Origin of the sequence: Pedobacter jamesrossensis, assembly GCF_042650905.1 — a bacterium.
Lineage (GTDB): Bacteria > Bacteroidota > Bacteroidia > Sphingobacteriales > Sphingobacteriaceae > Pedobacter > Pedobacter jamesrossensis.
Genome location: NZ_JBHSBY010000030.1, coordinates 61,433 through 78,412, shown reverse-complemented (window position 1 = coordinate 78,412; position 16,980 = coordinate 61,433). Strand labels below are relative to the sequence as shown.

General features: G+C 34.8%; 19 protein-coding genes. 7 read left to right on the top strand and 12 right to left on the bottom strand.

The features are described from left to right. Window positions 1-5: 5 nt before the first annotated feature. Window positions 6-620, top strand: a complete 615-nt coding sequence (locus ACFOUY_RS04990) for an FMN-binding negative transcriptional regulator (protein WP_378959373.1) — start codon at window positions 6-8, stop codon at window positions 618-620. A gap of 130 nt (window positions 621-750) precedes the next feature. Here the strand turns inward: ACFOUY_RS04990 and ACFOUY_RS04985 are convergent, their stop codons facing one another. From ACFOUY_RS04985 to ACFOUY_RS04940, 10 genes are all read right to left on the bottom strand, one after another. Continuing rightward, window positions 751-1,761 (bottom strand): inorganic phosphate transporter, encoded by a 1,011-nt coding sequence (locus tag ACFOUY_RS04985; protein ID WP_378959372.1) that lies wholly within the window; start codon window positions 1,759-1,761, stop codon window positions 751-753. A 12-nt stretch (window positions 1,762-1,773) separates the two neighbouring features. Then, the gene (locus ACFOUY_RS04980; protein WP_378959371.1) at window positions 1,774-2,415 is read right to left on the bottom strand and encodes a DUF47 domain-containing protein; all 642 of its coding nucleotides are present in this window, start codon (window positions 2,413-2,415) and stop codon (window positions 1,774-1,776) included. A 421-nt stretch (window positions 2,416-2,836) separates the two neighbouring features. Further along, a complete protein-coding gene (locus ACFOUY_RS04975) occupies window positions 2,837-3,865 on the bottom strand; it encodes a sensor histidine kinase (protein WP_378959370.1) in 1,029 nt (342 codons plus the stop codon). Window positions 3,866-3,926: 61 nt separating this feature from the next. Further along, window positions 3,927-4,583: a hypothetical protein gene (locus tag ACFOUY_RS04970; RefSeq protein ID WP_378959369.1), complete on the bottom strand. Its 657-nt coding sequence runs from the start codon at window positions 4,581-4,583 to the stop codon at window positions 3,927-3,929. Window positions 4,584-4,607: 24 nt separating this feature from the next. Further along, window positions 4,608-5,372 carry a TIGR03915 family putative DNA repair protein gene (locus ACFOUY_RS04965; protein ID WP_378959368.1) on the bottom strand — a complete coding sequence of 255 codons (765 nt, stop codon included), beginning with the start codon at window positions 5,370-5,372 and terminating at the stop codon, window positions 4,608-4,610. A gap of 34 nt (window positions 5,373-5,406) precedes the next feature. Further along, complete coding sequence (locus ACFOUY_RS04960; protein WP_378959366.1) at window positions 5,407-6,666, bottom strand: putative DNA modification/repair radical SAM protein; 1,260 nt, start codon at window positions 6,664-6,666, stop codon at window positions 5,407-5,409. Between the two features lie 83 nt (window positions 6,667-6,749). Further along, on the bottom strand, window positions 6,750-7,280 hold the full coding sequence (locus ACFOUY_RS04955) for a hypothetical protein (RefSeq protein WP_378959365.1): 531 nt from the start codon (window positions 7,278-7,280) through the stop codon (window positions 6,750-6,752). Between the two features lie 102 nt (window positions 7,281-7,382). Further along, window positions 7,383-8,027, bottom strand: coding sequence for an HD domain-containing protein (locus ACFOUY_RS04950; protein ID WP_378959364.1), 645 nt, complete (start codon window positions 8,025-8,027; stop codon window positions 7,383-7,385). 81 nt (window positions 8,028-8,108) lie between these two features. After that, entirely contained in the window at window positions 8,109-8,393 is a 285-nt protein-coding gene (locus ACFOUY_RS04945; protein ID WP_378959363.1) for a helix-turn-helix domain-containing protein, read from the bottom strand. A gap of 235 nt (window positions 8,394-8,628) precedes the next feature. Continuing rightward, a complete protein-coding gene (locus ACFOUY_RS04940) occupies window positions 8,629-9,807 on the bottom strand; it encodes a THUMP domain-containing class I SAM-dependent RNA methyltransferase (RefSeq protein ID WP_378959528.1) in 1,179 nt (392 codons plus the stop codon). 72 nt (window positions 9,808-9,879) lie between these two features. Here ACFOUY_RS04940 and ACFOUY_RS04935 point away from each other — a divergent pair, with 72 nt between their 5' ends. From ACFOUY_RS04935 to ACFOUY_RS04925, 3 genes are all read left to right on the top strand, one after another. Next, window positions 9,880-10,248 carry a DUF3127 domain-containing protein gene (locus tag ACFOUY_RS04935; protein ID WP_378959361.1) on the top strand — a complete coding sequence of 123 codons (369 nt, stop codon included), beginning with the start codon at window positions 9,880-9,882 and terminating at the stop codon, window positions 10,246-10,248. A 242-nt stretch (window positions 10,249-10,490) separates the two neighbouring features. Further along, a complete protein-coding gene (locus ACFOUY_RS04930) occupies window positions 10,491-12,326 on the top strand; it encodes a sensor histidine kinase (protein WP_378959360.1) in 1,836 nt (611 codons plus the stop codon). Between the two features lie 169 nt (window positions 12,327-12,495). Further along, window positions 12,496-13,191 (top strand): response regulator transcription factor, encoded by a 696-nt coding sequence (locus ACFOUY_RS04925; RefSeq protein WP_378959359.1) that lies wholly within the window; start codon window positions 12,496-12,498, stop codon window positions 13,189-13,191. A 61-nt stretch (window positions 13,192-13,252) separates the two neighbouring features. Here ACFOUY_RS04925 and ACFOUY_RS04920 read toward each other — a convergent pair whose 3' ends face one another. Together ACFOUY_RS04920 and mqnB are read right to left on the bottom strand one after the other, a co-directional pair. Then, on the bottom strand, window positions 13,253-14,080 hold the full coding sequence (locus tag ACFOUY_RS04920; RefSeq protein ID WP_378959358.1) for a menaquinone biosynthesis family protein: 828 nt from the start codon (window positions 14,078-14,080) through the stop codon (window positions 13,253-13,255). 40 nt (window positions 14,081-14,120) lie between these two features. Then, a complete protein-coding gene (mqnB, locus tag ACFOUY_RS04915; protein ID WP_378959357.1) occupies window positions 14,121-14,744 on the bottom strand; it encodes a futalosine hydrolase in 624 nt (207 codons plus the stop codon). 132 nt (window positions 14,745-14,876) lie between these two features. On the opposite strand from mqnB, the gene ACFOUY_RS04910 reads away from it, so the two are divergent. From ACFOUY_RS04910 to fabD, 3 genes are all read left to right on the top strand, one after another. Continuing rightward, complete coding sequence (locus ACFOUY_RS04910) at window positions 14,877-15,287, top strand: 6-pyruvoyl trahydropterin synthase family protein (RefSeq protein ID WP_378959356.1); 411 nt, start codon at window positions 14,877-14,879, stop codon at window positions 15,285-15,287. A gap of 11 nt (window positions 15,288-15,298) precedes the next feature. Then, complete coding sequence (gene folE, locus ACFOUY_RS04905) at window positions 15,299-15,934, top strand: GTP cyclohydrolase I FolE (protein WP_378959355.1); 636 nt, start codon at window positions 15,299-15,301, stop codon at window positions 15,932-15,934. Window positions 15,935-16,018: 84 nt separating this feature from the next. Continuing rightward, on the top strand, window positions 16,019-16,900 hold the full coding sequence (gene fabD, locus ACFOUY_RS04900) for an ACP S-malonyltransferase (RefSeq protein WP_378959354.1): 882 nt from the start codon (window positions 16,019-16,021) through the stop codon (window positions 16,898-16,900). Window positions 16,901-16,980: the final 80 nt, after the last annotated feature.

Sequence of the window (16,980 nt, the reverse complement as noted above, 5' to 3'; positions counted from 1 at the left end):
TCTTCATGTACAAATTACCATACTTCACAACTGATAATCAGGATGAGATTCTTGATTTTATGCATAAAAATACTTTTGTAACCTTAATTGGTTTCGATGGAGAATTTCCAGTGGCAACGCAGGTTCCGGTTAAAACTGTTATCGATGGTGATTCGGTTAAATTAATTGGCCATGTAATGACTAAAACAGACCACTGTAAAGCTTTTCAAGAAAACCCTAATGTGATGGCCATTTTTACTGGTGCTCATGCTTACATCAGCGCATCTGTTTACGAAAACCCCAAATCAGCTTCAACCTGGAATTATAAAACCGTTCAGGCAAAAGGAATTATTAAACTCTTAACTTCTGAAGAAACTTATCAGGTAATTAGAGATTTGACAGATAAATATGAAAAACCCGAAAGTAGTCCGGCGGCGTTTAACAAAATGGGAGAAGATTATATTCAAAAACATTTAAAGGCAATTACAGGTTTCGAAATATCTGTAACTAATATCGACCATGTTTTCAAAATGAGCCAGAATCATTCTGCGGCAAACAAAGAAAGCATTATTAAGAATTTAGAACAAAGTGATGATGTTTTGGATAAAGAAGTAGCTAAGGAAATGAAGGGGAGTTGGTAAGTTCTTCAAAATATAAGAATATCCGAATGAAACCTCTAACGTTCCTCTCTTCCTTACACGGTAGCAATAAAAAAAGACCAGAACTTTTCAGTTTTGGTCTTTCGAGTATTATTTAAAAGATTTTGTTTTTCTATTTTAAGAAATAAATTGCTGCGTAAATAATTGCAGCTAATGTTGCAGAAACCGGAATTGTTAAAATCCAAGCCCAGATTAGGTTAATTGTAACTCCCCAGCGTACTGCAGATATACTTTTTACAATCCCAACACCTACAATTGAACCAGTAATAGTGTGGGTTGTAGAAACGGGAATCGCAAAGTGTTCTGTAATACCGAGCGTAACAGCACCTGCAGTTTCAGCAGCAACGCCTTCAAGCGCTGTAACTTTTGTGATTTTAGAACCCATTGTTTTTACAATTTTCCAACCACCACTCATTGTGCCTAAAGATATTGCAGAATAACACGCAACAGGAACCCATCCTGGCATTGCCTCAAAATTAGGAATAACCTTAGCTGCAATAAGTGCCGTAGCGATAATACCCATAACTTTTTGCGCATCATTACCACCGTGAAAGAAACTTAGTGCCGCAGAAGATAAAAGCTGTAAACGTTTAAACCATTTCTCGGCAGTAGCAGGCTTGGCATAGCGGCAAATGTTAATAATAATTAATGTTATTACTACAGATATTACCATACCTATAACAGGCGCTAGTACAATAAAAGAAACAATTTTAACCACATAACCCATATTTACGGCATCAAGCGGACTTGCGCCTGTGAGTAAAGCATGTGTCATGCCCGCACCAGCAAAACCGCCAATTAATGTGTGCGATGAACTTGATGGAATGCCATACCACCAGGTTAATAAATTCCAGATAATTGCGGCAACCAACCCGGCAAGAATAACCTCTAAGGTGATATAGTTTTCGATTACCGTTTTAGCAACCGTATTGGCTACTTTATGGTCGGTAAAATAAAAGTAAGCTGCAAAATTAAAAAGTGCGGCCCACAAAACCGCCTGAAAAGGCGTAAGAACTTTTGTAGAAACGACAGTTGCAATCGAGTTAGCGGCATCGTGGAAGCCATTAATGTAATCGAAAGCAATTGCCAGAATTACAACAACAACCAATAAGGTAGTTACCATGTTTGTTTTTTATTAAGCGTTTTTAACTAAGATAGTTTCAAGCACGTTCGCTACATCCTCACACTTATCTGTTGCTTTTTCTATCGTTTGTAAAACCTCTTTTTGTTTAATTAATTCAATTGCATTGGTTTCGTATTCAAATAAGCGTGCAACTGCTAAAGTAAACACATAATCAGCCTGGTTTTCGCCGCTGTTAATACGGATACAAGCATCAGCAATAACGCGGATGTTTTTAAAACTGCGCAATTCTTTAATCGCTTTATCAATATCTGTACACATTTCTACCAGCAACTCTGCAATTTTAACAACTGGCTCGCTAATGCTATTCATGTTATACATTTGCATACGATTTGCAGTTCCGTAGATATAATCAGCAACATCATCAACGGCTGTAGCCAATTGGTGAATGTCTTCTCTATCAAACGGGGTAATAAAGTTTCTGCTTAATTCAAGAAAAATCGAATGGGTGATATCATCACCAACATGCTCTAAGCGTTCAATTTCTTTAAAAATTGTTTTTCTGCTTTCAGCATCTGCCGTGCTCACCATTTCTAAAAGGGATTCAGCAATCTTTAATGCATTGCTACCAGCTTGCTCAAAAAGCGGGTGAAATTTTTTGTCTTGAGGCGTAAAGAACTTAAAAATATTGTTCATCTTAATTTTTAATATGCCACAAAGCTACAAGCTCAATGTTAAGTTAATGTTAAGTTATCAATTATATTAAGAAATAGCACTTGGCATTTGCAATCTATCTGCCTCTAATTGTGTGGGTAAGGTTTGTAGCAGACTAAAATTAAACCGTTAAGCACTCATTTTTTGGAAATGAAAGACAGTATCTTTTAGGGAACTTCAGCCCCGCTGTACCTACTGCCGATAAAACCTGTACTTAAATTAAACAATTTGATAAAACGAAGTGGCAGATGGTTTAGTCAGCATTTGTGCCATCGGGTTTATAAAATTTAAAACAGTAGAAATTAGTTCCAATTTACAAAAAGAGGCTTTTTATTTCTTTGTTAGCTGTATTTTACTGCCAATCGCTGAAAATTTCATCTATAAATTTCCACAAATTCAAAAACTAACGCTCAAATTTCTGCAAAGTAAAAGCGAATGTTGTTCCAATTCCAGGTGTACTGCGAACAGAAATTGTTTGCTCATGTGCTTCCAATATATGTTTAACAATCGCTAAACCTAAACCTGTTCCACCAACTTCGCGGGCACGATGGGTATCTATTCTGTAAAAACGTTCAAACAAACGAAGCAAATGTTTTTCCTCAATACCAATTCCATTATCTGTAACCTCTATTAAAACCTGGTCATGAAGTTCGAAAATCTTAATAGCGGTTTCGCCGCCTTCAATGCCATATTTAATGCTATTAACCATCAAATTAATTAAAACCTGACGAATTTTTTCTCTATCTGCTAATACCGGAGTAAGAGCAGTATATTTATCCTTGAAGAAAAGTTTTATGTTTTTGGCTTTAGCTCTATCTTCGAGGTTTTCCATGACCTCTTTTGCCAATTGAACAAAATCGAATTTTTGGTAATTTATTGGTGCTTCACCAGTTTCAAGCTTTGCAATAACATCTAAATCGTTAATTAAATAACTTAAACGCTCTACATTACTTTCCGCTTTTTTAAGAAATTTCATCGCCATTTCTGGGTCGTCTACAATGCAATCCTGCAAAGTTTCAACGTAACCTTGTATGGCAAAAAGAGGAGTTTTAAACTCGTGAGATACATTGGATAAAAACTCCCGTCGAAACTGCTCCTGTTTTTTAAGCAGATCGATTTCTTTCTTTTTTGCGCCAGCCCATTCTTTTACTTCCTGCTCAACATCATTAATTGGGTCGGAACTCACGTATTCGCCAAGTGCATCTTTTAAATCTTTACCAAGCTTAAGGTTATGAATGAGCTTATAAATGAGTTTAATTTTGGTGTAAATATATTTCTCTAATAAATAATAGAAAACCAAAAAGCTACTTAGAAAAGAAACGCCAAAAGAAATGGCCAAATAATATAAACTATGCTGAAAGTAAAAGTTAACCATCCCGATGGATAGTGCAACTGCCAAAGCGGTAAATAATACTAGCACACTTAATTTCATGCTGCAATTTAGTGGTTTTTATGTTAATGGAATGTTAACTCAATTGCTTAAAAATTCAATGCTATTTGGATTTTATAAATAGCAGCTCTTCGCCGTTCGATTTACGCAAAGTAACACCTTTATCATCGCACTTTATAATTTTTAAGATATCTACCTGAGCTGGAATAATAACTGTTTTTTGCGGTTTAAAGTTAACAAAAATATCATTTTCCATACCTAAAAGTCTTCTATAAGGAATGACGACTTGGTTGTATCCAATAAAATCAATAGTTAAATATTGTACGCCTTCTATTTTGTTAACTGATAAAGATGTGGATCCATCGTTTAATGTTGTGGTGTATAAAATAATGTTAAAGTCTTGATCTCTTAGCGCAACGCTACATCCATTCATTTCTATTTTCTCATCAAATACCTTTACAAAAATTTTGGTATATTTTGAATACGATAGCTTACTGTCAATCTTATACAAAGAAGAATCATTATTTTTTATCAAATGGTAGTTAAGGAATAAGTTACTGTTTTCTAATTTAAATGAACCTGCTCCATGAATACCATTCATATGTCCCGTGCGCTCGTCGGTAAAATTTTGCCCTTCAAAGGTTAAGGTTCTCGTTCCGGCGTCTACTCCAAAAGAATGCGAATAAGAGCCATTTAATTGAGCAAAAGTAATTCCTTTAATAAGTAGAAGAATAAAGAAGAAGGATAGTTTAAGCGTCATGTTTGAAACTTACTTTAAGAATGATTAACTCAATTGCTTTTCGGTTAAATATTTCCAATACCTTTTGGGTACATGTTGCACATGCAATTTAGTATTTTTTCGGGCTACAATATTGGCGCTTTTAAAATAATCTTTCCAAAGGTTTGCATATAGTTCTTCCTTTTCATCCATTAAAACAGAAGCCGGATTAGCTTTATTAACACCATTTGTAAACTTTATCGTAATTTCGTCAACTGTGTTTAAATTATAGTGCAAGCCATATTTTCGTTTTAAATCATAAATAATCCATTGCTGGTCGGCGTAACGGTTTTTAAAGTGATTAGAAATTAGTGGTAAAACGTTAAAATCGGGGTCTATAGTTGCGTAAAACATTCCATCTCCTGTTTTTTGAAATCGGATAAAGGCTTCCATTCGATGTTTTTCCCGCTCTACACTTTTTGCATATTTAGATAAGGCGATTACATTTTCGTTGCCATAATTACTTTCTGCGCCGATTTGGTTCTCAAAAACATAGCAGGCAAATTGAAAAAGATGGTTATACGATTCAGGAATTTCGGAAAGATAGCTGCAATAAAATTTTCTTAACCAATCTTTTTTTAACTTCTTCTGTAATCCGGCCCAAACCCGGTCGGCTTTTGCTGCGTTAGTTTCCACCGTAAAACTTTCTGCAAAAGCCTCTGGCTGAAAAATATCGCTTGATTTAACCACAACTTTTCCTGGCTTACGCTCAAACCATTCGAAAACTGAAGTTAAAAGACCAGGCATTGAGCCATCGAAAATATAAGTCATTAAATTTCCTGATTTCTATGTGTACATTGAAATATTAAAATAAAATCATTTGATTGCTATCTGTTTTCAAATATTTACTCTGACTATCTGCCATAATAAAAGCTTTAATCTGTGTTCCCTGATAATCTCTTAATTGATATGGACTATCAACACAAGTAATAAAATGTTTGGCTCTGTTATATGCAACACCAATTTTTTTCAACTGGTCAATTCTGAGCTTTCCAAATTTTCTCGCTTGCACAATTTTCTTAGCCGACATAACACCTATTCCTGGAATTCTTAAAATCATTTTATAATCAGCTGTGTTAATATCAACAGGGAAATGTTGCATATTTCTAATTGCCCAACTTAGCTTTGGGTCTATATCAACATCTAAATTTGGGTTTGCATCATTTAATATCTCCTGAACTTTAAAGCCATAAAACCGCATTAACCAATCGGTTTGATAAAGTCTATTTTCTCGCAAAAGTGGTGGCTGTGTACCTAAAATAGGCATTCTACTATCGTTACTAATAGGAACATAACCTGAATAGTAAACCCGTTTTAATGCGAAGTTTTTATAAAACGCATTTGCGGTGTACATAATATCTTTATCACTTTCTGGCGTTGCGCCTATTACCATTTGAGTGCTTTGTCCTGCCGGAACGAACTTAGGAACATGTTTAATCAGTTTCTTTTCATCGGAAAGCTGAATCATTTGCTTATTCACAAAATCTAATGGCTTAATCACATCGGCGTGGCTTTTTTCGGGTGCTAAAAGTTTAAGTCCGGCTTCGGTGGGCATTTCCAAATTAATACTCATCCGGTCTGCATACAAGCCGGCTTCCTTAATCAACTCGTCGCTTGCGCCAGGAATAGTTTTTAAATGAATGTAACCGTTATAATTTTGCTCTAAACGAAGTTTTTTACAAACTAAAAGAAGTCGCTCCATCGTAAAATCGGCATTTTTGAAAATTCCTGAGCTTAAAAATAAACCTTCAATGTAATTTCTTCTGTAAAAATTCATCGTTAATTCAACAACTTCATCAACAGTAAAAGCCGCACGTTTTACATCATTGCTTTTGCGAGAAACGCAAAACAAACAATCGTAAATGCAGTGATTGGTTAAAAGAATTTTAAGCAAAGAGACACAGCGGCCATCTTCTGTATAGGTGTGGCAAATGCCTGAGGAATGGCTATCTCCAAGGCCTTTGGAATCATTTTTTCTCGTACCACCACTTGATGAACAAGATACATCGTACTTGGCTGCATCAGCCAAAATATTTAACTTTTCACGAATTCTATCAAATGACATAGTGTAGGAATTTACTAACAAATATAGCTTTATAAAACTAAAAATATTAGTAAAATAATACCTAAACATATTCTTTTTAGGAGTTATTCATACACAATCCAATTTTGAAAATTATTAGTTCTAATTTTTGAATTATCTGCCAGGAATGTCTCCTTATAATAATTCAAGTCATTAAAAAATTTATCGGCATCAGATTCAGTGTATTTTATTGCGCTAAAATTGGCTGTTATTTTTGGATTGATAAAAGTTATGCGATGAAAATTTCTACCCGTTTTTGAACAGAATATTTCAGAAATACTGCTCACATTTTCCCATGCAGAGAAAAATTCATTCGTTTTGTAAAGAAAGCTTCTTTTTTTGAGTGAGAAAAATATGCCTTCCTGGCTTATTGTTGCTTTACAAGGAACAATGATGAAGTTGTTAATTAACCATCTTAAGAAAGTAATCATAAAAATAAACGAAATGGCAATTATGGTTATGTAAACAAACTCAGATAATCCTAATGGAAGGCTAAGTAAAACCATTAACGCAGAACCAGCAATAATTAATGGAACTGCCACCATTGAAGTTAACAGTATGCTATTTTTATGATAATTGAGATTGAAGTTTTGCATGATGTTAATTTTTCCATAAATTTAATGCAAGAACAAATCCAATAAAATACCTGTTTTTAGGTATTTTACTTAGGGTATATATGCCCTACTCCTTTTAGGAGATTAATTCCCTTCCCACTCTTTATAAAAATGATCCAAATATTGTATCATGAAATGATGACGTTCTAGCGCAATTGATTTACCTGCTTCAGTATTCATCATATCTTTTAATAAAAGTAGCTTCTCATAGAAATGATTAATTGTTGGAGCACTGGTGTTTTTATAACTTTCTTTGGTTATATGCTGTTCTGGTCTAATTGCCGGATCGTACAAAACGCGGTTTTTAAAACCCCCGTAAGTAAATGCTCTTGCTATGCCAATGGCTCCAATAGCATCCAACCTGTCAGCATCCTGTACAATTTGCATTTCTTTCGATGTAAAACCAGCCCCATCAAAACTATTCTTGAAAGACATATTTTGAATAATTGATTTTACATGGGCAATTGTCTCCTTATCAACAAAAACAGATAATAGAAATTGTTCAGAAATGGCAGGCCCTATCTCTTCATCTCCGTTGTTAAACTTAGGGTCGGCAATATCGTGTAAAAGAGCAGCCAGAGCAATAACCAAGTCATCACCTTTTTCAATTTTATTGATGTTCACAGCTGTTTTATAAACCCTTTCAATGTGAAACCAATCATGACCAGCCTCGGCATTTTCTAATTTTTGCTTAACAAATTCTATAGTCTTTTTTACAATATCTTCCATGAAAAACAATTTCCACAAATGTATTGGAAATAAATGCAGAACAAAAAAAATGATTATGCTTTAGTTATAAAGGATAAGCTGCTAACTATTTGTGGTGCCATTTTTTTTCTCTTCAGAAGAGATGTTTTTAATTAGTTCAATGTGATCAAGAGTAAGTAGCTGTGTTACCTCTACTTCTAAAATTGCAGCAATTTGAAAAAGACGTTCTATAGTAAGTTTACTATAACCAAGTTCTATTTTACTATATGCATTTTGCGAAATTTTTAGTTTGGCGGCTAGATAATCTTGAGTGTAATCTCTATATTCTCTAATTTTTCTAATATTCCCGGCTACATTCTTCGTCTTTAAAGCCAATAAATCTTCCATAGGTAACGATATTTTTTATATATTAATACCAATAAGTACGAAAATTGTTCAGTTAGAGATTGTTAAAATTTAATTTTTGCCGTAAAAGAGGGGCTATTGATTAGTTTAACACGTTTTTAACATTTAAAAAAAAACGAATAAAGAATAAGAAAAGATAATTTTTTGCAATGCACTTCCTATCAAGCACCTCCAAAGTGATTGATAATTATGGTATATGTTAAGCTTTGGTTAAACCCTAGTTTTCAGTTTGTGGTAATCTGCGACTTCCATCATACAATTCGTATTCTAACAAGCGGCAGTCTAATTTTCCGTTGTAAAACTCTACTTTCTTCGATGCCTTTAGTCCGATTTTTTTTGCTAAATCAGGATTTCCCGTAAAAATATAACCTGTATATCCTTTGCAATCCTTTTTCATAAAATCGCCCATACGCTTATAAGTAAGTTCGAGTTTACTGTGAACACCTAATCGCTCGCCGTATTCAGGATTAAATACAACAACTCCGGCTTCACCTTCCGGAACTGGTGTTACCTCGAAATCACAAACCTGAAAATCTATTAATGTATCTACGCCCGCTGTTTTTGCATTTCTGCGAGTAACTTCTACTGCATCTTCAGATAAATCTGAAGCAACAATTTTTAGTTCAATATTTTTAATAACCTGGTCTTTCAAAATTCTACGCTCTGCGAAAAACTCTTCTTCATTATAGCCGATTATGTGCATAAATCCATAATTCATACGATACAAGCCCGGGGCACGATTGGTTGCAATTAGTGCAGCTTCGATAGCCAAAGTTCCAGAGCCACACATTGGGTTTATAAATGGCGATTTTTTGTCCCATTTGGTTGCATAAATAACCCCTGAAGCTAATGCCTCTAGCATTGGTGCTTTACCTGGTATTTTTCGGTAACCATGTTTAGCTAATGTTTCGCCAGAAGTATCCATAAATACATCAGCTTCTGCATCTTTCCAATATAAATGGACAACGGTTTTATTGGCATCAGAACCAGAATTTGGGCGAATGCCTTTTTTCTCTTTTAAACGATCTACAATTGCATCTTTAACTTTTAAGTTGGCAAAAAGCGGTGTGGTAATGTTCGGGTTGTCAACATTAGAAGTAACAGAGAAATAGCCTGTAAAATCTATCAGTTCCTCCCATTCAATTGCAGAAATTTCATTATACAAATCATCAGGCGTAATAGCCTTAAAACTTTTTATCGAATACAAAATCTGACTGGCACAGCGCAAGTTTAAATTTAGCTTAATACACTCTGTAAGTGTGATATTGAGCTCAACGCCAGTAGCAAAAGCTCTTTCTATTGTATAACCTAAAGCCGTAACCTCATCTTGTAGATAAGGCGAAAGGCGCTTGTTGCAGGTAATAATTACCTTGCTTTTATTGTGGAAAACTTGCATCATATTGTATGCGAAGTTATCAATAAAATTATAGAGATTTGATCTTTATAGTACAATTAAGTAGTATTTGATATGGAAATTAAAGGAAAAGTACACGAAGTAGGTGCCACACAGCAAGTAAGTGAAACGTTTAAAAAACGCGATTTAATAATAGAATACGCAGAAAACCCAACATATCCGGAATATATCCGTTTTGAGGCATTACAAGATAAAGCGGGGTTATTAGATAGTTTTAAAGCAGGCGATGAGGTTGAAGTTTTCTTTAATTTACGCGGTCGTCCTTGGACAGATAAAACAGGAAAAACATCATATTTTAATAGTTTGGTTATTTGGAGAATTAATGCGATAGCAGGTGGTGCGCCAGCTGCGGCAACTCCAGCTTATGCAGCACCTGCTGATGTGAGTAATACGCCAGGTGAAGATGATGACTTGCCTTTCTAAATAAAGAATCTTTTTTAAGTAAACAATTTTGATAAAATGCCGGAAGTTTTTCCGGCATTTTTTTTGGCAGAAAATTTTAGATAGATATTTGACTTTTGTAAACCCTTTATACCTTGCGTGTTAAAATATGTTAAATGCATACGCCTCAAAGCCTTATTGAGTATTTTTACATTCTGTTACATCTTTTAAATATTGAAGCGGATTGAAACTCATATCTTTCTAAATAAGATTGGCCAAGGTTAATGAAGAAAAAAAGTTTTTGGTTTATTACTGTTTTAATGACACTAGCCTTGCTTGGTGTGTTTGTAATGCAATTGTATTACATAAGGGAAGCATATAACCTCAAATCGCAGCTTTTTGATGAACAAGTGAACCAAACTTTAACATCGTTTGTAAATAAAATCCAACGTTTAAGTGCTGCCGACAGAATTACCAGAAAAGATGCTGAGAATAAAATAAAACGGAGCCAAGATGTTAGGCAACGTTTATTGGATATAAAAGATTTAAAACAGCAGTTTGCCCAGGCTTCGGAGCTTAGAGAAGCCGAACGCGAAAATGAAATAGAAAATTACCTTAATCAACAGGATAGTTTAATACGTTCTACATATTCTGCACCAAAAGTAATTACCGAAAAAGAATATGTATCGCTTTCGAGTTTTGATAAACCTGCTACAGGAGCAGCTAGGTTAGATATGCAAATGGATGCTGTTGTAGACATTAAAAGCCTGGTTATTAAAGGGTATAGTATGCGGTCTAAATTATTTACGCCCGATACTAAAACTTTTAACTTCAGGACATCGCAAAATTTGCCAGACACAATTAGATATCAGGTTTTTGAATTGAAAACCGGAAAGCCCTTATTAATCGGATTACCAAAAATTTCTGATGATTTAGAGAAAAAATTTAAACGGGAGGATATAATCGCAAAGCGTAAACTCGAAATACAAATTGCTGCTTTAGGTAGGGTTCCGGCAGATTATTCTAGATATAAAGTATTGGAAGAAGTTGCGAAAGAAATATCCGAAGAAAAAATACCGCTATTTCAACGTATTAACTTTACCACTTTAGATTCGCGTTTAAAAAAGGAATTTTTAAATCATAACATCACTCAGGATTACAATTTTCAGGTTAAACTTGCCGACAAAGATTCTGTTCTGTTTGTACAGGCCTCTAATCCAGGTCTGGCTTTTTTGCCAGAAAACACCTATCGAACTGAGCTTTTTAACAACGATTTATTTCGTGACCCTGGTGTACTTGAGGTTAGCTTTCCTAATAAAAAATCTGCTATAGTTGGCAATTTGAGTGCAACTTTAGCTTCCTCCGTTGGTCTTTTACTTGTGCTTGTTTTTATTTTTAGTTATACCCTTTATGCTATATTAAAGCAGAAAAAAATCTCTGAAATGAAAACCGATTTCATTAATAATATGACACATGAGTTTAAAACGCCGGTTGCAACGATTATGATTGCAAGTGAAGCACTTAAAGACCCTGAAGTTACCGAAGATAAATCTCGGTTAAAACGCTTGGCTAATATCATTTATGATGAGAATGTTAGGCTAGGAAGCCACATTGAAAGAGTTTTAAGTATAGCCAGATTAGAGAAAGGCGAACTGAAAATGGAAAATACAGAAGTAGATCTGAACGATTTGATTATGATCGTTTTGGATAGTATGAGTCTTCAGCTGCAAAAGAAAAATGCAATTTTAACCGTAAATACAGATGCAGAAAATGCCGTTATTTTTGGAGATGAACTTCACCTTTCTAATGTATTGTACAATCTGATTGACAACGCGAATAAGTATAGTAAAGACTCGCCTGAAATAACCATTTCCACAAGAAATACAAATAAAAATTTAATTATAGATATTTCAGATAAAGGCATAGGAATGACTAAAGAGCAGTCGAAAAGGATTTTCGATCAGTTTTACAGGGTGCCTACGGGTAACTTACACGATGTTAAGGGTTTTGGGCTTGGTCTTAATTATGTGCAGGATATTATTAAAAAACTAAACGGAACAATTAAAGTAAGTAGCGAAAAAGATAAAGGAACTACTTTCGAAATATCTTTACCTTTATAATAAAACAAATTAATTATCGGTACAAACAGATGTTTTATCGATACAATAGAAACAACGGTCATAATTTAACTATTTTGAACTTAAATTAAACCATGATGCAGAATCTCAATCAAATCTCAAGCGGTAGCGCTTACAGTAAAATAGCGTTTACACGAATAAACTAAAGAATATGAAAAAAATACTTCTGGTAGAAGACGATCCGAATCTGGGCTTATTATTGCAAGATTATTTACAACTGAAAGGTAAGTTCGATGTTGTTTTATGCACTGATGGCGAAGAGGGCCTTAAAGCATTTAATAAACAAGGTTTTGATCTTTGCATTTTAGATGTAATGATGCCTAAAAAGGATGGATTTACCTTAGGTAAAGATATTAGGAAAGTTAATGGCCATGTACCAATTATTTTTGCTACCGCTAAAACCATGCTCGAAGATAAATCTGCAGCATATGATTTAGGAGGGGATGACTACATTACCAAACCATTTCGAATTGAAGAGCTTTTGTTGCGCATAAATGCAATGTTTAAACGAGTGGCTAACAAAGCCAATAACGGAGAAGAAGAGGCTGAAAGCCAATTTTCTATAGGCAAATATAATTTTGATTATACAACACAGATTATTACGCATGATGATCAGATTCAAAAACTATCAACCAAAGAAGCTGAATTATTGCGCCTATTATGCTTAAAGAAAAATGCTGTTTTAACAAGAGAAGAAGCATTACTTACCATTTGGCATGATGATAACTATTTCAATGGGCGCAGTATGGATGTGTTTTTAAGTAAACTGCGTAAATACTTAAGAGATGATTCTCAGGTAGAAATAATTAATGTACACGGAAAAGGCTATAAACTTTTAGTTAACTAATTTCAAGGGTATTTAATATCTTACTTGAGTGGTTAACATTTACTTTTTTTGCTAGAAAAGATTATATATACAAATTTTGATTAACAGCAGGAATTAGATTTCTTTCCTGCGCTAAAGTAAATAAGGTGTCTATTGCTTTTCTGCCTTCTTCGCCTAAATTAATGCTGTACTTGTTAACATAAAGCTCGATGTGTTTATACATTACAGCTTCATCCATTTCCTGAGCATGCTCCCGAATAAATTCGATGCAAGATTTTGGATGTGCGAACGCATATTCTACCGATTGGCGAATTAAGCGGTTTACTTTTAATTGAATCGTCCTATCTAAATTTCTGTTAATCACAATTCCGCCTAAAGGAATGGCGCATCCAGTTAGTTTCTCCCAGTAATCGCCTAAATCAACAATTTTGCTTAAGTCTTTATCCTGATAAGTAAAACGGTTTTCGTGAATAATTAATCCTAAATCTATCTTTTCATCAATTAAAGCAGATTCAATTTCTGAGAAAACCATTATTTCTTTATTCTGTAATTGTGGATAAGCAATACCTAAAAGAAAATTTGCGGTTGTGTATTTCCCCGGGATACCGACTTTTAAATCTGAGCTTAGCTCGCCTTCAAATTGGTTCTTGCTAATTAATAACGGACCAACCCCAAAGCCTAATGCACTCCCTGCATCGAGCAAAGCATATTGGTTGGCAACGTATGCAAATGCATGAAAACTTAATTTAGTAATATCTAATTCGCCTTTTAAAGCCTTTTGATTTAATGTTTCCACATCATCAAAAAGAACGTCAAACTCTAAACCTTCGGTGTCAATTTTATGATGAATTAAGGCATCAAAAATAAAGGTATCATTAGGGCAAGGAGAAAAACCGAGTGTAAGTTTCATAATTCAAAATTAAGGGCTTTGGTGAATTACTTCGTCATAATCAATTCATATCTGTCAGAAAAGCAATAGCCCAATCGTTTAAGTTTTTTATAGCTAAGCCAATTTTCCACTTATCTCTATTTCGTGGCTCTACATAATTAGATATGCTCCGTATTTGTAAACAATCTATCCTTTCCTGGTGGCAAGCATATAAAACCGCAGCGCCTTCCATGCTTTCTGTTTTGGGGTTTAGTCGTTTTACTAAGTTTTTGATGTTCCTTTCATTTCCACTAACACGGTTAACGGTAACGCCCGAAACCTTCGGCAAACCAATCTTAATACTATTTTTGCTATTATAAGCACTTTCGCCAAAACCTAAATCGGTAATTGTAAGGAAATTTTCTCCATCTTCCGCACCCAGTTCCGCAAAAATATCTTCAGTAATATTAACAATTCCACCTAGTTCAATAGATCTATCGAAAGCACCAGCAATACCCAGGTTTAAAACCAGATTATACTTTGGCGATAAATGCTTTCCCAGTGCAAAAGCTGTAGCAACCATCCCAACCCCAGTAATTAGAATATCAAATTTTTTATCTTCAATAAAATCACCTTCCTGTAAACTAAAATGTTGGTACAAGAAAGTAAGCTCTGCTTTGGTAGCGGCAACCACTAATATTTTCATAGTTTAAAGTTAAGGAATGCGCCTCGAAAGATTCGAATCTAAAACGGTTAAGTTCATCATTCATTTTACATCTTCTATAATTATCGTCAGCCTTTCGTGGTAATACGTATATTTGTGCTTTATTTTTTTATAATGATTTATATAACAAGAAAAGCATCATTTAATGCAGCACATAAGCTGGCCCGAACCGATTGGGATGATGATAAGAATACTGAAGTTTATGGTAAATGTGCTAACCCTAATTGGCACGGACATAACTATTGGTTATATGTAACTGTAAAAGGTGAAATTAATCCGGAAACAGGTTTTTTGGTGGATTTGAAATGGCTTAAGGATGTTATGAATACTTATGTAGTAGATAAGGTTGACCACAGAAACTTAAATCTTGATGTAGATTTTATGAAAGGCAAACTAGCTTCGACAGAGAATTTGGCAGTTGCGGTTTGGGCACAACTTTTGGCTCCAATTGCTGAAAGTGGTGCAGCTTTGCATTGCGTTAAAATCTACGAAACCGAAAATAACTATGTTGAATATTTTGGTTAAAACCTACATTAATGAGCAATAAAGACGTATTAAAAGGCGAATCGAGAGATGGCTATGTAAAAATAGATCGCTATAACGAAGAGAAAATAGAGGCTGTAGCTACCCATTATAAAGATATTTTAGGTCAGTTAGGTGAAGACCCGGAACGTGAAGGGTTATTAAAAACGCCTGAACGAGTTGCAAAAGCGTTACAATATTTAACACATGGTTACGATTTAAAGCCCGATGAAATTTTAAAATCTGCAATGTTCGAAGAAGATTACAGCCAAATGGTTGTAGTTAAGGATATCGAAGTTTATTCGATGTGTGAGCACCATATGCTTCCATTCTTTGGTAAAGCACATATCGCCTATATCCCAAACGGACACATAGTTGGTTTAAGTAAAATTCCCCGCGTTGTTGATGCGTTTGCCCGCAGACTGCAAGTTCAGGAACGGTTAACCAATGAAATAAGAGATTGTATTCAGAATACTTTAAGCCCCATGGGTGTTGCTGTAGTGATGGAATGCAAGCATTTATGCATGGCTATGCGTGGTGTTCAAAAGCAAAATTCGGTTACCACAACTTCGGCATTTACAGGTACTTTTTTAAGTAACGATAAAACAAGAGCCGAATTTTTAAGGTTAATAACCGCAAGTTTGGATTAATCCATAAGTCTCTAAAAGAGCTTATTGCATCTAAAATAAATTATTTAATTAAACATTTAACTTCCCTTTTAGGGGATTAAGGGTATGAAAGCATATATTTTTCCCGGCCAGGGAGCGCAGTTTGTAGGAATGGGTAAAGATCTTTACGAAAATCCAAAAGCTGCAGAATTATTTGAAAAAGCAAACGAAATTATTGGTTTTCGCATTAGCGATATAATGTTCGGCGGAACCGATGAAGAGTTAAAACAAACTAATGTAACCCAACCTGCAATCTTTTTGCATTCGGTAATTTTAGCAAAAGTTTTAGGCGATGACTTTAAGCCAGACATGGTTGCTGGTCACTCTTTAGGTGAGTTTTCTGCATTGGTTTCTGCAAATGCGTTAAGCTTTGAAGATGGATTAAGACTGGTAATTGCCCGTGCAAATGCAATGCAAAAGGCCTGCGAAGCACAACCATCTACAATGGCTGCAATTTTAGGTTTAGCGGATGAGGTTGTAGAAAAAATCTGCGCAGAAATTGATGCTGTCGTTGTTCCTGCAAATTATAACTGCCCCGGGCAATTAGTTATCTCCGGAAGTATTGAAGGGATTGATTTAGCTTGTGCAAAATTAACAGAGGCAGGTGCAAAAAGAGCTTTAAAATTAAATGTTGGGGGCGCTTTTCATTCTCCGTTGATGGAACCAGCAAAAATAGAACTTCAGGCTGCAATCGAAGCAACTAATATTTCAGAGCCAATTTGCCCGGTATATCAAAACGTTGATGCAAAACCATATACCAACCCTGCTCAGATAAAAGAAAACTTAATAAAACAATTAACTGGTGCCGTACGTTGGACACAGACAGTTGAGAATATGCTGGCTGGCGGAGCAACCGAATTTGTTGAAGTTGGACCCGGAAATGTTTTACAAGGCTTAGTTAAAAAGGTAAGTCGCGAGGTTATGACAAGCAGCGCAAGAGTTGCTTAGAATATCCTAAAAAATAACTAGTTTCAACGCCATAAACAAAGCTGTTTATGGCGTTGTTTTTTATCAATATTTAATATCTT